We start from the raw sequence: 16,340 nt of genomic DNA on the forward strand, positions 1-16,340 counted from the left end.
GGCGCCTCAACTCCCTTGCGGCGGCGGGCCCGTGCTGCCCCGCAGCACCACCTCCCCGTCGACCCGCACCACCCGCGACCGCCCCGCCCCCGACGGCGTGCGCAGAGCCAGCGCGATCACCTGCTCGCCCATCGCGGTGAGCGGCAGCGCCACCGTGGTCAGCGGCGGCGACAACTCCCGTACGAGAGGGATGTCGTCGAACCCCGCCAGCGACATGTCCTCCGGCACCCGCACCCCCGCCTCGCGCAGCGCGGCCAGCGCACCGACCGCCATCACGTCGGTCACCGCGAAGACACAGGTCGGCCGGGGACCGCCGGACGCGAGTAGCCGCCGCGCCGCCAGATGCCCGCCCTCCCGGGTGAAGGCCTCCCGCACCACCCGCTCCAGCCGGATGCCCGCCCCGGCGAGTCCTTCGCGGAACCCGGCCAACCGGTCGGCCACCGTGGTCAGTTCGGGCGGCCCGGTCAGCACGGCGAACTCCCGGTGCCCGAGCGCCACCAGCGCCTTCGCCAGCTCCGCCGCCCCGGCACGGTTCTCCGGCCGCACGGTGTCCACCCGCAGCGACCGGTGTCGGCTCACCACCGCCACCCGGCCGCCGGCGCGCACGTACGGATCCAGCTCCGCGTCCATCGCCCGCTCCCAGGCCCGGTCCTGGAAGCCGGAGCCGATCAGCAGGATGGCCCGCGCCCGCTGGGCCCGCAGCATCGAGACGTACGCGATCTCCCGGGACGGCTCACGGAAGGTGGAGGCGAGCATCACCAGCAGGTCCTGCTCCGCCGCCGCCCGCATCACCCCGCCGGCGATGCCCGCGAAGTACGGATCGCCGACGTCATGGCAGATCAGCCCGACCGTGCGGCTGCCTTCGGTGGAGGCGAGGGCCTGCGCATGGGCGTTGGGGATGTAGCCGAGGCGATCGGCGGCGGCCCGCACGCGGGTGCGCAGGTCGTCGCGGACCCGGGCGGTGCCGTTCAGCGCGCGGGAGGCGGTGGCCGGCGACACGCCGGCCTCGCGGGCCACGGCGTCGAGCGTGACATGAGGGGCCGGGGCGCGGCGGCGCGTATCGGGGTGGAGAGGTGTTTCCCGTTCACTCAACTGACCCCCAGGGGTGCGGTGGTGGCAGGGCCCCGAAACTTCGGGACGGCCTATTGACCGTGTGCGCGCACAGTCATTAGCGTGGCGGCACCTTACCAGAAAGCGCTTTCTGAAAGCGCCTTCAGCCCAGCACCACCAGCATCGCAGCATCGCACAGCTCGTCACAACTACCCCCGGCTTGCAGGGAGTTCACCGTGAGTGAGAGCGCGTTGGCCAAGAGGCCCGCCGAGGTGGCGGGGGTCGCCCGCCGGGCCGGTCCCACGGCGGGGGAGCGGCTGGCCCGGGCGGCGGAGCGGAGCTGGCGGCCGGTGGTGCTGCTGCTCGCCTGCTTCGCGCTCTGGTGGGTGATCGCGGCGGCCGAGCTGGTCGAGCCCTATCTCGTGCCGTCGCCCGGCGCGACCCTCGACGTCCTTACGGGCAAGGCGGATTACCTCTGGCAGCACAGCTGGGTGACGACGTACGAGACGCTCCTCGGCTTCGTCATCGCGGTCGCCGTCGGGGTGTTCGCGGCGGTGGTGATGGTGTACTCCTCCACCGTCGAGCGCACGCTCTACCCCATCCTCCTCTTCGCCCAGGTCGTGCCGAAGATCGCCATCGCGCCGCTGTTCGTGGTGTGGCTCGGTTTCGGCATCGCTCCCAAGATCCTCATCGCCGTGCTCATCGCCTTCTTCCCGGTGGTGATCTCGATGGTCACCGGCCTCAAGGCCGTCGACCCCGAGATGCTCCAACTCTCCGCCACGATGGGGGCGAAGCCGTGGCAGACCTTCCTGAAGATCCGCTTCCCGGCCTCGCTGCCGCACCTGTTCTCGGGCCTCAAGGTCGCCGTCACGCTCGCCGTGACCGGCGCCGTGGTGGGCGAGTTCGTCGGTGCGAACGAGGGCCTCGGCTATGTGATCCTCCAGGCCAACGGCAACCTCGACACCCCGATGCTCTTCGCGGGGCTGCTGGTGATGTCGCTGATCGGCGTCGTCCTCTTCGTCGTCGTGGAGATCGCCGAGAAGCTGCTGTTGCCGTGGCACGCGAGCCGCCGCGAGACCTCGGCCACCACCACGTACTGAACTCCCGTAAGCCACCGTCCCGTTGCGAGAAGGGCCAGCCCATGCACGCGCGCAGACTCCTGATCGGTGCCGTACCCCTCGTCCTGGTGGCGACCGCCTGCGGCGGCAACGACGCGTCGACCACCACCAGCGATTCCGGCAAGAAGCTGGACCGGGTCACGCTGACGCTCAACTGGTATCCGTACGGCGAACACGCGCCGTTCTACTACGGAAAGCAGCAGAAGATCTTCGAGAAGCACGGCATCGACCTGGACGTCCGCGCGGGCCAGGGCTCGCAGAAGACCGTCCAGGCAACGGCCGCCGGACAGACGGACTTCGGCTGGGCGGACACGCCTGCGCTGCTCGCGGGCGTGGACCAGGGCGTCAAGGTGAAGAGCCTCGGCGTCTTCCTCCAGACCACGCCCGCCTCCGTGCAGTCCTTCGACGCGAAGGGCATCGCCGCGCCCGGGGACCTGAAGGGCCGCACGATCGCCGGGACGGCCGGGGACGCGCTCTCCAAGACCTTCCCGATCTTCCTGAAGAAGAACGGCATCGGCGAGTCGGACGTCAAGGTCCAGAACACCGACCCGGCGGGCAAGATCGCCGCCGTGATCTCGGGCAAGACCGACGGGCTGCTCGGGTACGCCAGTGACCAGGGGCCCACCATGCAGGACAAGGCGAAGAAGCCGGTCTCCTACCTCCGGTTCTCCGAACACGGCCTGAACTTCTACTCCAACGGTCTCCTCGCCGGTCAGAAGATCCTCGCCGCGAAGCCGGAGTTGGCCCAGCGCATGGTGCGGGCGGTCAGCGAGGCGTGGGCGGAGGCGGCGAAGGAGCCGGGGCCGGCGGTGGCCGCGATGGAGGGTGCGTCCGAGCAACTTCCGCCGAAGGCCGTCCTGTCGGAGCAGTTCGCCACGACGCTCACCCTGCTGCACACGGAGTCGACCGAGGGCAAGGCGCCCGGCGTCAACACCGAGGCCGACTGGCAGCAGACCATCGACGTGTTCGCCGAGGCGGGGATGGTCGCCTCACCGAAGGCTGTCGGCGACTACTGGGACACGAAGACGGCGTTGAAGGGATGACGATGCCGAAGGGGAGGGCGACGGCAGCGGCTCTGCCGTCGAAGGGATTTGGCGCAGCAGCGGTCCAACTGGACGATGTGGCGGTCCGGTTCCGCAGCAAGAAGCGTGATGTCACGGCATTGAGCGATGTCTCGCTGAAGGTGGCGCCGGGAGAGTTCGTCGCCATCGTGGGCCCGTCCGGCTGCGGCAAGTCCACGCTCCTCAAGCTGGTCGCGGGGCTGCTCACGGCCTCCTCGGGCGAGGTGCTGCTCGGCGGCGAACGGGTGAACGGGCCACGCCACGACATCGGTTACGTCTTCCAGCGCGCGGCCCTGCTGGAGTGGCGCTCCGCGCTGCGCAACATCCTGCTCCAGGCCGAGATCCGCCGGATGGAGGCGGCCCGGGCGCGCGGACGGGCGGACGAGCTGATCCGGATGACCGGCCTGACCGGGTTCGAGGACGCCTACCCGCACGAACTCTCCGGCGGAATGCAGCAACGGGTCGCGCTCTGCCGGGCGTTGCTCCACGAACCGCCGGTCCTGCTGATGGACGAGCCGTTCGGCGCGCTCGACGCCCTGACCCGCGAGCAGATGAACACCGAGCTGAACCGGATCTGGCGGTCCACCGGCACCACGGTGCTGCTGGTCACCCACTCGATCTCGGAGGCCGTCTATCTGGCGGACCGGGTGGTGGTGATGAGCCCGCGGCCCGGCACCGTCACGGAGATCATCGAGGTCGGGCTGCCCGCCGAGCGCGACTACAGCGAGACGCTGGGCCGCCCGGAGTTCCGTGCCGCCGCGGCCCGCATCCGGGACCTGCTGGGGGCGGTGTCGGGGGAGGACTGAAGGGGGTGGGGGGCGATTGTCGTACGGGGGTGCGCTCGGCTCCCCCCGGAGGCGGCCCGGCTCCTCGCTCACTCCAGCCCGAAGGCGTCCGCCAGCAGATCCATGTGGGCGCCCAGCAACGTGCTGCCCCGGTGCGCCATCCCGGCGAACTGGCCGGCCAGCTCCAGGCTCACCGAGCCGTGCAGCTGGGTCCAGGCCAGCACCGCACCCGCCAGCGCCGACGCGGCCCGAGCCTCTGCGGCTGCCGTGCCCTCGCCGGCCGACGCGTCCGGGGCCTCCCGGGCTGACGCGGACAGGGCCTCCCCGGACGACGCGTCCAGAGCGTCGCCCACCTCCGGGACGTACCGCGCCACCCACGCCCCGACCGTCGCGTCCGCCGCGAGCCAGGCGGTCATCTCGTCCACCGTGGCGGCCACCGCCGGGCCGGGGTTTCCGGCGGCGAAGAGCGGCAGGAAGGGGCCCAGCACCGCGCGGGCCCGTTCCAGCGTGTCGGCCGGGGCCACATAGCCGGGCACCGGGTCGCCCTGGATCAGCACATACCGGTGGGGCTGGGCGATGGCCCAGGCGCGGTATGCCCCGGCCAGGTCGTGCAGCCGTGCGCGGGCGCCCCGGGAGCCTTTCGCCGAGCGGGCCGCCGCCCGGGCCATCGCGGCGGCGGCATCGTCGTACGCGTCCCGGATCAGCGCGTTGAGCAGGTCGTCCCGGCCGCCGAAGTAGCGGTAGAGGGCCGGTCCCGAGAGGCCCATCTCCTTGGCGATCCGGGTCAGGGCGAGGGAGGTGCCGCCGCCTTCCGCCAGCTGCCGCAGCGCCAGGTCCTTGATCTCCGTGCGGGTCTGCTCCCGGTACCGGGCGCGTGGTCCCTGCTGGGTCCGTTCCATCGCGGTCCCCTCTCGCCGGCCGAGCTCACTCCTGTTACAGAGTCTAACAAGCGCTATTGCTATGAGCTGTCGTGAGAGTTATGGTCTCTAACAGAAGTGATGAGCCGTTCTGGTGGCGTGCCGACAGCGCGGCCCGGACGGACACGGACCCATCCCGAAGGGGCACACCATGACCACCGCACCCGCTCTGCACACCGTCCTCGGCTCCGGACCCGCCGGTACGGCCCTGGCCGTGGAGCTGGTCCGCCGGGGCCATCCGGTCCGGCTCGTCGACCGGTCGGGCGGCGGCCCGGCGATCGAAGGGGTCGAGCGGTACGCCGCCGATGTGGCCACCACCGACGGGGCCCGCGCGGCCGTGGCCGGCGCCGCCGTCGTCCACCACTGCGTCAACGTGGGCTACCACCTCCAGGTGGAGGTCATGCCGAAGATCCAGGAGGCGGTCCTCGGCGCGGCCGAGCGGGAGGGCGCCCGGCTCGTCGTCCTGGACACGCTCTACCCGTACGGCGAGACGCGCGGCGCGGTCATGACCGAGGACTCCCCGTGGAACGCCACCACCCGCAAGGGCCGTATGCGCGCCGAGCTGGACGCCCGCTACCTCGCCGCCCACCGCGAGGGCCGGCTGCCCGTCGTCCTCGGGCGCTCCGCCGACTTCGTGGGCCCCGGGGTCCTCAACTCCACGCTCGGCGGCGCCGTCTTTCCCGCCGCTCTCACCGGGCAGCCGGTGCCGGCTCTCGGCGACATCGACCTGCCGCACAGCTACACGTACATCGCGGATGTGGCCACCGGGCTCGCCACGCTCGGGGAGCGCCCGGAGGGCGACGGCCGGGTCTGGCACCTGCCCACCGCGCCCGCGCGCACCACCCGCCAGGTCCTCGCGCTCGTCGAAGAGCGCATCGGCCGCCCGCTGGAGCTGACCGTGATCCCCGAGCCCCGCCCCTTCGGTCCCTTCGACGCGACCTTCATGGCGGAGTACGCGGAGATATTCTACCAGCACACCGAACCGCAGATCGTCGACTCCTCGGCCATCGAGAAGGCTTTCGGGCTCACTCCGACCCCGCTGGAGGCGGCCATCGACGCCACCCTCGCCTGGTACGAGGACCTCCTCGCCGCCGCACAGCGCTGAACGCGCCCCGGCCCCGGGCGCGGAACCGCACACCCGGGACCGGACGACAGCCACCACCGCCCGGCGGCCGGTCGAAGCGCAGACCTGCCGCCGCTCGGCGGCCGTCAGTAGCGCAGCCGCGACAGATACCGGTAGCTCGCCCGCGCCGAGGCGAACGGGTCGGCCGGCGCGTCATGCTCCACCAGCCACTGCCGCACCCCGCCCTGCCGCGCGGTGTCGAACATCTCCGGGAAGTCCAGCACCCCCGACCCGACGTCCGCGAAGTCCCCGTTCGGCGCCATGTCCTTCACATGGAGCGCCGGGAACCGCCCGGGATGCCGGACGAACAGCTCGCCGGGTGCGGAGGAGCCGCCCTTGGCCGCCCAGTACACATCCAGCTCGAACCCGACCAGCTCCGGATCGGTCTCGTCGAGCAGGATGTCGTACAGGCTGACCCCGTCCACCACCTCATGGTCGCCGCCGTGGTTGTGGTACAGCAGCTTCAGCCCGGACTCCCGGGCGGCGAGCCCCGCCCGGTTGAACTGCCGTGCCACCTCCCGGTATCCGGCCGGTGAGTGCAGCGACCCCGGCAGGCTCGGCACCACGATCCACCGGCCGCCGAGCGTATGGACGTCCTCCAGCGCCTGCGGCAGCCCGGAGCCGGTCACGATGTCGTAGCCGACGTGTTCCAGGACGGCCTTCAGTCGCACTTGGTCCAGCATCTGCCGTATCGCGGAAGGGGAGTTGCCGTGCCGGCCGCTGACCCCGACCGTGGCGTAGCCGATCTCGGCGAGCTGCTCCAGAGTCCCCGCGAAGTCCGCCGCGAGCGGTGTCCGCATCGTGTACAGGTGCATCCCGATCCCGGACGGCGGAATGCGCCGGCAGCCTCGCCGCCGCCCGGCCGCCGAGGCCGAGCCCGATGCCGAGGCCGATGCGGATGCCGAGGCCGGTGCCGCGCCGATGCCGGTGGCGACGACGGCGGCCGTACCGAGTGCCGTACCGACTCCCTTACGGAGAAAGGCTCTTCGTGTGCTGTTCACGCGCTCTCCGCCCCTCACTTCACGTCGATGCGCACGGCACCGGTGGTCGTGTCGCCCTTGTCGTCGGTGACCGTCAGATGCGCGGTGTAAGCGCCCTTGCGGTCGTAGCGGTGCGTCGCCGTCGCGCCCTCGGGTCCGGTCGGCTTCACGTTGTCGCCGAAGTCCCAGTGGTACGAGGCGATCGTCCGGCCCTCCGCCGGCTCGACCGTGCTGCTCAGCGCGACGGTCAACGGCGCTGTGCCGGAAGCCGGTTCGGCCGTGACCGTCACCTCCGTACCACCCGCCTTCTCCACGCCCGGCCCGTTGAAGTGCAGCCAGTCGACCGAGAGCAGGTCGGCCTTGCCGGCGCTCCACTCCGGGTTGGTGAAGACGGCGTACAGCGTGGTCGTGGAGCCCGGGTCCTTGAGCTCCGTCGTCGGCGAGATCAGCTTCTCCCAGCCGCCGGTGCCCGGCACGGTCACCGAACCGAGCAACTCGCCGGTCGGGGAACCGGATCGGAACTCCACCGTGCCACCGAGCCCGCCCGACGACGCGCCGACCGTCACGGAGTCGACACCCTTCAGGTTCACCGGATCGAAGGTGACCCAGTCGCCGTCCTCGATCTCGATGAGCCGCTTCCCGCCGGAAGCGTCTCCCCGACTCCCCACCTCCGCACCGCCGTTGCGGCCACCGGTCGCGATGAAGTGCTCGGCCTCGCGGTGGGAGGTGCGCAGGGTCAGTGAGGTGGAGCCGGTCAGCGCGGGAGCGTCCGGTGCGCCCTTGTCCTGGTACTGGGCGGTGATCCCGTAGTAGAGGTTCTGTCCCGGCCCGTGGCTGTCCCCGGCATCCGTGACGATCTCGCCCGTGCAGCCGGTGTAGTTGTCCAGCGGATGCAGATGGGTGTCATGGCCGAGCTGTGACTGCACCACGACCCGCGAGCAGTCGATCGGACCGCTCTGCCCGTCCTCCTCGTCACTCACCTCCACCGTGAAGGGGATGGTGTCACCGAAGCCGAACATCCCGCCGTCCGGCGGCTGTTGGATGGTCACCTCGGGCCGGGTGTTGCCGACGGTGATGTCCTGCACCGCCAGTGCCGTCAGCTCGTCGGGTCCGGTGACGGTCAGCCGGGCCGTGTGGAGCCCCTTGGCGGTGTAGGTGTGCGAGGGGTCGGCCTCGGTCGAGTCGGTGGTGCCGTCCCCGTCGAAGTCCCAGGCATAGGTGACTGGTTGGCCACCGGGAAGTCCGGAGCCCTCGCTGGAGAACTCCACGGTCAGCGGCGCCGGACCGCTGTCCCGGTCGACGGAGAGCTTGGCGTCGGGCAGCCGGCCGTCACCGACGTAGTCGATCCGGTAGATGCCCGCACCCTCGTTGCTGCCGCCGCGTCCGGTACCGCTGCCGAGTCCGAAGTCGATGACGTACAGCGCCCCGTCGGGACCGAAGTCGGCGTCGAAGGGCTGGTTCCACTCCATGTCCTCGAAGATGCCGTTGATGGAGTGGAGATCGCCCGCCTTCACCGGGTCGAAGCGCGGATCGGTGAAGGTCTGGTCCTCGCTCTGGAACGAGAACGTCTTGAACCACCGCCGGGTCAACTCGTAGTTGAACGCCTTGCCTTCGAAGTACGCGGGGAACTTCGTCCGATAGGTGTTGTCCGGGTCGTAGTCGTAGACCGGGCCGCCCATCGGGCCGCCGCCCCCGGTGCCGACCTCCGGGAACTCCGCCGACGCGGAGTACGCGTACCAGACCGTGGCGGGCTGGGCGGGCGGCAGTTCACGCAGGCCGGTGTTGTTCGGCGAGTCGTTGACCGGTGCCGCACAGTCGAACTTCGGCCCGGACTTCTTCGCCGCGAAGTCGTAGTCGTTGAAAGGGGTGTTGTTCCCGATGCAGTACGGCCACCCGAAGTTTCCCGCCTCCGTGATACGGGTGTACTCGACGGTCCCCTCCGGCCCCCGGTCCGCCACCGCGGCCCGCGCGTCGGGACCGTAGTCCGCGACCATCAGCGCCCCGCTGCCGGGGTCGGTGGTGATGCGGAACGGATTGCGCATGCCCATCGCGTAGATCTCGGGCAGGGTCTTCTCCGTACCCGGCGCGAAGAGGTTGCCCTCGGGCACGGTGTACGTCCCGTCGTCCTGCGGTGTGATCCGCAGGATCTTGCCCCGCAGGTCGTTCGTGTTGCCCGCGGTCATCTGCGCGTCCCAGGCGCGCCGGCCCTCGCCCTCGTCGATCGGCGTGAAGCCGTCCGAGGCGAACGGGTCGGTGTTGTCACCGGTCGCCGCGTACAGGTTGCCGTCCTTGTCGAAGGTGAGCGAACCGGCCATGTGCGAGTTGGCCCGACCCTCACCGCGCAGCGTCGGAACGGTCAGCAGCCGCTTCTCGGACGCGGGATCGACGGTGTTGCCGTCCGCGGTGAAGCGCGACAGGTTGAGCCGCTTCTCGACCTTGTCGGAGTAGAGCAGATAGAGCCAGTTGTTCTCCGCGAACCCGGGGTCCAGGGTCAGGCCGAGCAGCCCGTCGGACTGGCTGGTCATCTCCGGCGTGTACGCGAAGTCCAGCGCGGTCGACACCTTCATGGTCTCCTGGTCGATCACCTTCAGCTTCCCGGTCCGCTGGGCGAAGAACACCCGGCGGTCCGGGGCGATCGCCAGCTCGAACGGGTCGGCCAGGTCGCTCGTCGCGAGCGCCGTACGCTGGAAGGAACCGGTGCGCGTCGCCGTGCAGTCGCCCTCCGCCGCGCCCGCCGCCCACTGGATGCCGCCGAGCAGATGCTGGACGAAGGCCTCCTCCTGGAAGGCCGCCTTGTCGTGCCCGCCCGCGGTGAACCAGGAGCGCCCGCCGTCGTAGTTCTGGCACCAGGAGAACGGGTGGTCCACGCCCTCGTCGAGTCCGGTGACCCCGTCCCGCACCTTGATCTGCGCGAGCGTGTGCACCTTGGAGGTCGGGTTGGTGCGCCAGTTGTACCACTCCTCCGTCCGCTCCCAGAGGTCCGGCAGATGCTCGGTGGACGGGTGGGCGTGGTCCAGCACCTTGACCCGGCCCGTCTGCACCTCCGGGTGCTGGTCGAAGATCGCGCCGACCAGGCCCTCGTACCAGTCCCAGTCCCGCTCACTGGCGGACGCGGCGTGCACGCCCACCCAGCCGCCGCCCGCGCGGATGAACCGCTGGAGCGCGGCCCGTTCGCCGGCGGTCAGCAAGTCACCTTTCTCCGGGGTGGAGTTGGTGTTGTTGAAGACGACGGCCTGGAAGCGGCCGAGATCGGTGTCGTTGAAGACGGCGGAGTCCTCGGTGGCCTCCACCTCGAAGCCGTGCTCGGCCCCGAGCTTCTTCACCGCCTCGATCCCGGCCGGAATGGAGTCGTGGGTGAAGTTGGTGACCTCGGAGTAGACGAGCACCCGATATGGGGCGGCCTGCGCCTGCGGTGGCGCCGCCACCAGCAGGGCGAGGACCAGGGCCAGGAGCGAGGTGAGGGCGATGAGGGGGGATGGGCCACCGGGCGAACGGCCGACGCGGCCGGCCCGGCGTGACGAACGGCGTCTCATGGGGCGCTCCCTGTGCGGTAGATGCCGACTGTGGGGTGTAGAAAGCGCTTTCTGAAGTACGCCGTTCAGGGTAGGTTCACGGCTCCGACGGGGTCAATGGGTCTGCGGCGCCTGCCGGTTCGGGTGCGAAGCGGGTGAGTTGCGGCGTGCGGTGCGGGGCGGTCGGGGGGTGGATGCCAGGCCGGGGCCGGCTGTGGGTTCGGGGCCGGGTGTCGGTCCGGGGGATGCCAGGCCGGGGTCGGGTGTCGGTCCGGGGGTGGATGTCGGTCCCGCGCGTTACGGTCGAATCCCGGCAAGGGCCGCCGGGATTCGACCGATCGGAGATGCGGGATGACGGCCGAAGAACCCAGGAGCGACAGCGCCACCACCCCTCTCACCGCCGCCGATGTGCGCTCGGCCGCGCTCTCGCTGCCCGACACCGGCGAGAAGCTCGCCTGGGGGCAGCCCACCTTCCGGGTGGCGGGCAAGATCTTCGCCTCGTGGGGCGATGACGACACGGCGATGGGGGTGAAGTGCCCCAAGGAGGACCGCGCGGAGCTGATCGCCACCGAGCCGGAGAAGTTCTTCCTGAAGGAGGGGCACGACGATCATTACGCCTGGCTACGGGTCCGGCTGGCCGCGCTGGAGGACGCCGAGGAGCTCGCCGCCATCCTCACCGACGCCTGGCGCCAGGTCGCCCCGCGCCGACTGCTGGCGGCGCACCCGGAGCTGGAGGGGCCGAGGGAGTCGGGGGAGTCGGGGGAGGGGTGAGGGGGCTGGGTTCCGCCGCGCCTCCGGCCTCCGGTGGCCGCCTGCCTCAGCCCCGCAGAAACCCGGTGATCCGCTCGCGCAGGCCCCGTGCGTCGAGCCCGTGCGCCTCCAGGTGCTCGTCCATCTGCCCGTACCGGCGCAGCTCGGCGCGGCCCACGCCGAGGCCGAGGACGCGGTGGGGCAGCTCCATGAGCGCCTCGTTCGCGGCGGCCGTCGAGGTGCCGGCCAGATAGGGCTCCACGATCACCACATCGGCGCTCCGCCTCGCACCCGCATCGGCGCCCGGACCCGCCCCGACGGCGCGGCGCAGCCCCGCCGCGTCGAACGGCCGCACGGTCGTCGCGTACAGCACGCTCACGTCCAGTCCTTCGGTCGCCCCGAGGACATTGTCGAGCATCGGGCCGACCGCGACGACGGTCCCGCGCCGCCCTTCGCGTACGACGGAGAACCCGCCGGAGCCGCCGACCGGCCGTGCGGCCCGGTTCGCCTGGAGGGAGAGGCGTACGTACACCCGGTCATCGCCGTCCACCGCGGCCCGCAGCAGCGCCTCGGCCTCGTCGGGGTGGCCCGGCACCTGGACAGTCCAGCCCTCCAGCGTGTCCAGCAGCGCCACATCGCCCGGCGCCATATGGGTGAAGCCGCCGGCGGGCCAGTCGTACGAGCCCCCGGCGCTGACCAGGATCCCGCCCACTCCCTGGTGTCCGAAGTCCAGCTTGACCTGCTCGAACGGCCGCTCCACCAGGAAGCTGGCGAAGGTGTGCACGATCGGCCGCATCCCGGTCAGCGCCATCCCCGCACCGGCTCCGATCAGCAGCTGCTCCCTGATCCCGACGTTGATCACCCGGTCCGGGTGGGCCCGCCGGGCCGCGGCGAAGCCGTCGGCGCTGATGTCGGCGAGCACGACGGCCAGCCGGGGCTTTTCGGCCAGGAGCTGTGAGGCGGTGGCGATGAAGCGGTCACGCATGGTGTCCATGAAGGGGTCCTCCGGAGGATGCGCCGGTCGGGGACCGGCTTGAGCGGGGGTTACGGGGGCGGGGTCAGCTCTTGGGTTCGACCCGGGCGACCACGGCGCGGGGCCGGCCGGGGTGGGGTGCGGTGAACGCCGCGTACAGGGCTTCGTGGTCGCGGCCGTCCACCGTCGCCGCCGACCATCCGGCGGCCGCGAACCGGGAGGCGATACCACCGGGCCAGCCGTGCGTGGCGGAGGCGTTGTCGATCACCAGCGTGTGCAGCTGCTCCAGCCCGGCCGGACCGGCGTGGGCGATGGCCTCGTGGTTGCTGCCCTCGTCCAGCTCGGCATCGCCGACCAGCACCCAGACCCGCGGATCGGTGAGCCCCTGGGCCCGCAGCCCGAGGACGGTCCCGACGGCCAGCGGCAGGCCGTGCCCGAGCGAGCCGCTGCCGATCTCCGCACCCGGGACGAGCAGCCGGTCCGGATGGTGGCCGAGCGGCGATGCGTACGTTCCGAAGCCGCGCAGCACCTCCTCGTCGAAGAACCCGTGAGCCGCCAGAACGGCGTAGTACGCCATGGGGCCGTGCCCCTTGGAGAGGAGGAAGCGGTCGCGCCCGGGATCGTCGACGGTGGCCGGTGTCACGCGCAGCACCCTGTTGTAGAGCACCCAGAGCGCGTCCGTCGTGGAATGCGCGGCGGGGGCGTGCTTCTCGGCGCCGGTCATGAGGGCGATCAGGCGGCTGACGTCTGCGAAATCGGGGAGGTCGCGGAGCCCGCGTACGGGGGCGGCGGTCGTGTTCGTCATGCCGCCGAGCGTTCACCCTCAACCAAGGTTGAGGTCAAGCGGGAATCGGGTTCGTGACCACCTGTGCAAGTGCGGTATTGTTCTCATGCGCGTTCGGCCAGGGGGAAACCCCAGGTCAGACGGGCATCGGGACGTGGCGCAGCTTGGTAGCGCACTTGACTGGGGGTCAAGGGGTCGCAGGTTCAAATCCTGTCGTCCCGACTGGAGACAGTCGCAGATCAGGGCCGGTTTCGGAGCAATCCGAAACCGGCCTTTGATCATTTTTGGGGCCAGTTGGGGACCAGCCGGAGGTCCGGCGTCCCTGACCGGGTCAGCGGGTCATGACGACTGGGCCCGGCAGTGAGCGTGGTGCGCGCACCGCGCTGAAGTGGGCCGAGAGCGCCGCCCCGGCTGCCGTGATCTTGCGGACGTCCGGGCGCAGGTAGCGCTGGGTGGTGGTCAGCGAACCGTGGCCGGCGATCCTGCGGAGCACGTGTACCGGGACTCCGGCGTCGGCGAACCAGGTCAGCGCGGTGTGCCGGAGGTCGTGGCGGCGCAGATGCTCGTAGCCGAGCTTGGTGACCACGTCGTCCCAGTGTGTGGCGTCGCGCAGGACGGCGGTGGAGATGCGCCCGCCTCGCGGGCCCGTGAGCAGGCGGGCGTCTGGATTGAGGCCGGCGGACAGGATGCGTTGCGCGACGAGGGGGCGGATCTCCTCGGCGATGGGCACCTTGCGGGCCCGCTTGCCCTTGGTGCCCTGGTCGGTCAGCCCGCCGGGGGCGGGTGTGGTCTGACGGCGAACGGTCCAGATCCACTGGGTGGTGCCGATGTCTCCGACGCGGCAGCCGGAGATCTCCCCGATCCGTGCGGCGGTGCACCCGGCGAAGATGGCCACGTCTCCCCAGCCGCGTACTCGTCGCGGGAGGCGGCCACGAGCGCGTCGGCCAGTGCGACGAGTGTTTCCCAGTCGGGCAGGGCGAGCGCGCGTGGGTCGAGGAGTTCATCCTCGGCTTGCTTGTAGAGCTTCTGCCAACCAGTCACCCGGGCGGGGTTCACCTTGATGATGCCGTCGCGCACCGCCTGCTCCATGACGCACCACGTGGAGCGCGTCGCGATCCTTGAACCGGTCGCGAAGGACTCCTGACCTGCGGTTTTACGCGTGCGCGTCATGTGCGGTGCGGGTGTTACGGGCGACATCTTGACGCTGAAATGGCGCTCGTGACGCTCGTTCTGATGGGGTGTCAGGTGTGCATTGGGCGCGTCACGTGGCGTCAAGGCTGCGAGCGACGATGTGACGCTGAGAGCTGGTGACGCCCATTTCGAGGCCCGCCGGATCGCGCAGGTCGGATGTCCCGGAAGAGGCCAGTCGCTCGGCTGAGCTGCACGAACGATCGACAACTAGCCGCTGACCTGCGGAAATGGCCTTTCGGCTATTTCATGCTCGTGCCTCTCGATGCAGCCGAAAATCCCGGAGAAGTCCCGGAGGGCTCCCACGGGGGCCATGCGCTCTTTCAAGGCCATGTGGGCTGTGCAGGGCGTACTGAAGCTCAGCGGGTGGGGGCCGCCGGACGGTCGCACCGAGCCTCCTGAAGTCGGCCGGAGCGCGCCTCCCGGCCCTGCGCGGATGCTTCACGCCGGCTGCCAGATCCGGGCCAGCGCCTCCGGGGTGAGTACCTCGTCCGGGGATCCCTGCCCGACCAGTCGACCGTCGGCCAGGAGCAGGCAGGCGTCGGCCGAGCGGGCGGCCTCCAGGTCGTGGGTGGCCTGGACGACGGTGGTGCCGTCGGCGACCAGGTCCGTCAGCAGGGCCGTGATCCGCTCCCGCGCCTCGGGGTCGAGCCCGGTGGTCGGCTCGTCCAGGAGGAGCAGGTCGGACTGCTGGGCGAGGCCCTGCGCGATCAGGACGCGCTGACGCTGACCGCCCGACAGTTCGCCGAGCTGGCGGGTGCCGAGGTCGGCGACCCCCAGCCTCTCCATGGCGGAGTCGACCGCGCTCCGGTCCGTGCGGGTCAACCGCCGCCACAGGCCCCGCTGTCCCCAGCGGCTCATCTCCACCGTCTGCCGCGCCGTGAGGGGAAGCGTGTCGCCGACGGCACCGCGCTGCGGGACGAAAGCCGGCGGGGAGCCCTCTGCGTACAGCAGTTCTCCGGATGTGGCGGCGATCACTCCGGCCAGGACGCCCAGCAGCGTCGACTTGCCGCTTCCGTTGGGTCCGACCAGGGCGGTCATGGCCAAAGACGGTATCTCGGCGCTGAGTTGGTGGAGTACGGGGCGGCCGGGGTAGCCGGCGCTCAGTTGCTGGAATCGGACGCGATCATTCCGCGGTTCGACGTCCGGCGAGAACGGGGGGTTGTTATTGAACATGGTTGTCATTGTAGGGTCCTCGTATGGAGTGGTTGACGGCCCCTTTCGAGGTGGCCTTTGTGCAGAGGGCCCTATGGGCCGGGATCCTGGTGTCGGCGATATGCGCCCTCGCGGGAACGTGGGTGGTGCTCCGCGGGATGGCCTTCCTCGGTGACGCCATGTCGCACGGGCTGCTGCCCGGCGTCGCGGTCGCTTCGCTGCTCGGAGGCAATCTGCTGGTGGGGGCGGTGGTGAGCGCGGCCGTGATGGCGGCGGGCGTCACGGCCCTCGGCCGGACTCCACGACTGTCCCAAGACACCGGCATCGGCCTGCTGTTCGTGGGCATGCTGTCGCTCGGCGTCATCATCGTGTCGCGCTCGCAGTCCTTCGCGGTGGACCTCACCGGCTTTCTGTTCGGAGACGTCCTCGCCGTGCGGGAGAGCGATCTGCTGCTTCTTGGAGTAGCCCTGCTACTGGCGCTGGCCGTCTCGGTGTTCGGCTACCGGGCTTTCCTGGCCCTCGCGTTCGACGAGCGCAAGGCCCGGACGCTCGGGCTGCGTCCCCGGCTCGCCCATGCCGTGCTGCTCGGCCTGCTGGCACTGGCCATCGTGGCCTCCTTCCACATCGTGGGAACGCTGCTCGTCCTCGGTCTGCTCATCGCCCCGCCCGCGGCCGCCCTGCCCTGGGCGCGCAGCGTCAGCGGCGTCATGGCCCTCGCGGCGCTCCTCGGTGCCGCCGCCACCTTCGGCGGCCTGCTCCTGTCCTGGCATCTGAGCACTGCGGCCGGAGCGACCGTCTCGGCCCTCGCCGTCGGTCTCTTCTTCCTGTCCCACCTCGCATCCGGACTTCGGTACCGCCGCGTTGCGCGCCGTGCCGGTCCTCCCGAACCGGCGATCGCCCCGGCCGCGATCTCCCTCACGCCCTGACCGAGAGAAACCTGAGGC

Annotated in this window: 13 protein-coding genes, 1 tRNA gene and 1 pseudogene; 7 read left to right on the forward strand and 8 right to left on the reverse strand. The window is 70.9% G+C overall.

The window, feature by feature from the left end:
* Positions 1-6: 6 nt before the first annotated feature.
* On the reverse strand, positions 7-1,092 hold the full coding sequence (locus ACQP09_RS32010; protein WP_432148627.1) for a LacI family DNA-binding transcriptional regulator: 1,086 nt from the start codon (positions 1,090-1,092) through the stop codon (positions 7-9).
* A 194-nt stretch (positions 1,093-1,286) separates the two neighbouring features.
* On the opposite strand from ACQP09_RS32010, the gene ACQP09_RS32015 reads away from it, so the two are divergent.
* The 3 genes from ACQP09_RS32015 to ACQP09_RS32025 are packed head-to-tail and all read left to right on the forward strand — an operon-like array spanning position 1,287 to position 4,035.
* Positions 1,287-2,150, forward strand: coding sequence for an ABC transporter permease (locus ACQP09_RS32015; protein ID WP_433406033.1), 864 nt, complete (start codon positions 1,287-1,289; stop codon positions 2,148-2,150).
* 41 nt (positions 2,151-2,191) lie between these two features.
* Positions 2,192-3,211 carry an ABC transporter substrate-binding protein gene (locus ACQP09_RS32020; RefSeq protein WP_433406034.1) on the forward strand — a complete coding sequence of 340 codons (1,020 nt, stop codon included), beginning with the start codon at positions 2,192-2,194 and terminating at the stop codon, positions 3,209-3,211.
* The gene (locus tag ACQP09_RS32025; RefSeq protein WP_433406036.1) at positions 3,208-4,035 is read left to right on the forward strand and encodes an ABC transporter ATP-binding protein; all 828 of its coding nucleotides are present in this window, start codon (positions 3,208-3,210) and stop codon (positions 4,033-4,035) included. Before ACQP09_RS32020 ends, ACQP09_RS32025 begins: the two co-directional genes overlap by 4 nt.
* A 68-nt stretch (positions 4,036-4,103) precedes the next feature.
* Here ACQP09_RS32025 and ACQP09_RS32030 read toward each other — a convergent pair whose 3' ends face one another.
* A complete protein-coding gene (locus ACQP09_RS32030) occupies positions 4,104-4,913 on the reverse strand; it encodes a TetR/AcrR family transcriptional regulator (RefSeq protein ID WP_433406038.1) in 810 nt (269 codons plus the stop codon).
* A 169-nt stretch (positions 4,914-5,082) separates the two neighbouring features.
* Here ACQP09_RS32030 and ACQP09_RS32035 point away from each other — a divergent pair, with 169 nt between their 5' ends.
* Positions 5,083-6,036, forward strand: coding sequence for an NAD-dependent epimerase/dehydratase family protein (locus tag ACQP09_RS32035; RefSeq protein ID WP_433406040.1), 954 nt, complete (start codon positions 5,083-5,085; stop codon positions 6,034-6,036).
* Positions 6,037-6,140: 104 nt separating this feature from the next.
* Here ACQP09_RS32035 and ACQP09_RS32040 read toward each other — a convergent pair whose 3' ends face one another.
* A complete protein-coding gene (locus ACQP09_RS32040) occupies positions 6,141-7,055 on the reverse strand; it encodes a sugar phosphate isomerase/epimerase family protein (protein ID WP_433406042.1) in 915 nt (304 codons plus the stop codon).
* Between the two features lie 14 nt (positions 7,056-7,069).
* A complete protein-coding gene (locus ACQP09_RS32045) occupies positions 7,070-10,567 on the reverse strand; it encodes a ThuA domain-containing protein (RefSeq protein WP_433406044.1) in 3,498 nt (1,165 codons plus the stop codon).
* Positions 10,568-10,897: 330 nt separating this feature from the next.
* On the opposite strand from ACQP09_RS32045, the gene ACQP09_RS32050 reads away from it, so the two are divergent.
* Positions 10,898-11,317 (forward strand): MmcQ/YjbR family DNA-binding protein, encoded by a 420-nt coding sequence (locus ACQP09_RS32050; RefSeq protein WP_433406046.1) that lies wholly within the window; start codon positions 10,898-10,900, stop codon positions 11,315-11,317.
* A 46-nt stretch (positions 11,318-11,363) separates the two neighbouring features.
* On the opposite strand, the gene ACQP09_RS32055 is transcribed toward ACQP09_RS32050, so the two are convergent.
* Both ACQP09_RS32055 and ACQP09_RS32060 read right to left on the reverse strand, forming a co-directional pair.
* Positions 11,364-12,290 (reverse strand): transketolase family protein, encoded by a 927-nt coding sequence (locus tag ACQP09_RS32055; protein ID WP_433406048.1) that lies wholly within the window; start codon positions 12,288-12,290, stop codon positions 11,364-11,366.
* A 64-nt stretch (positions 12,291-12,354) separates the two neighbouring features.
* Positions 12,355-13,074 carry a transketolase gene (locus ACQP09_RS32060; RefSeq protein WP_433406050.1) on the reverse strand — a complete coding sequence of 240 codons (720 nt, stop codon included), beginning with the start codon at positions 13,072-13,074 and terminating at the stop codon, positions 12,355-12,357.
* Between the two features lie 127 nt (positions 13,075-13,201).
* Between ACQP09_RS32060 and ACQP09_RS32065 the strand changes: the two genes are divergently transcribed.
* Positions 13,202-13,275, forward strand: a tRNA-Pro gene (locus tag ACQP09_RS32065).
* Positions 13,276-13,384: 109 nt separating this feature from the next.
* Here the strand turns inward: ACQP09_RS32065 and ACQP09_RS32070 are convergent.
* Together ACQP09_RS32070 and aztA are read right to left on the reverse strand one after the other, a co-directional pair.
* A pseudogene (locus ACQP09_RS32070) lies at positions 13,385-14,145 on the reverse strand (tyrosine-type recombinase/integrase); the annotation flags it as partial.
* A gap of 537 nt (positions 14,146-14,682) precedes the next feature.
* Positions 14,683-15,426 carry a zinc ABC transporter ATP-binding protein AztA gene (gene aztA / locus ACQP09_RS32075; protein WP_433406051.1) on the reverse strand — a complete coding sequence of 248 codons (744 nt, stop codon included), beginning with the start codon at positions 15,424-15,426 and terminating at the stop codon, positions 14,683-14,685.
* Positions 15,427-15,440: 14 nt separating this feature from the next.
* Between aztA and aztB the strand changes: the two genes are divergently transcribed.
* Positions 15,441-16,322, forward strand: coding sequence for a zinc ABC transporter permease AztB (gene aztB / locus ACQP09_RS32080; protein WP_433406053.1), 882 nt, complete (start codon positions 15,441-15,443; stop codon positions 16,320-16,322).
* The last annotated feature ends 18 nt before the right edge of the window (positions 16,323-16,340 follow it).

The sequence above is a fragment of the Streptomyces sp. CA-146814 genome, assembly GCF_050942385.1.
Taxonomy (GTDB): Bacteria; Actinomycetota; Actinomycetes; order Streptomycetales; family Streptomycetaceae; genus Streptomyces.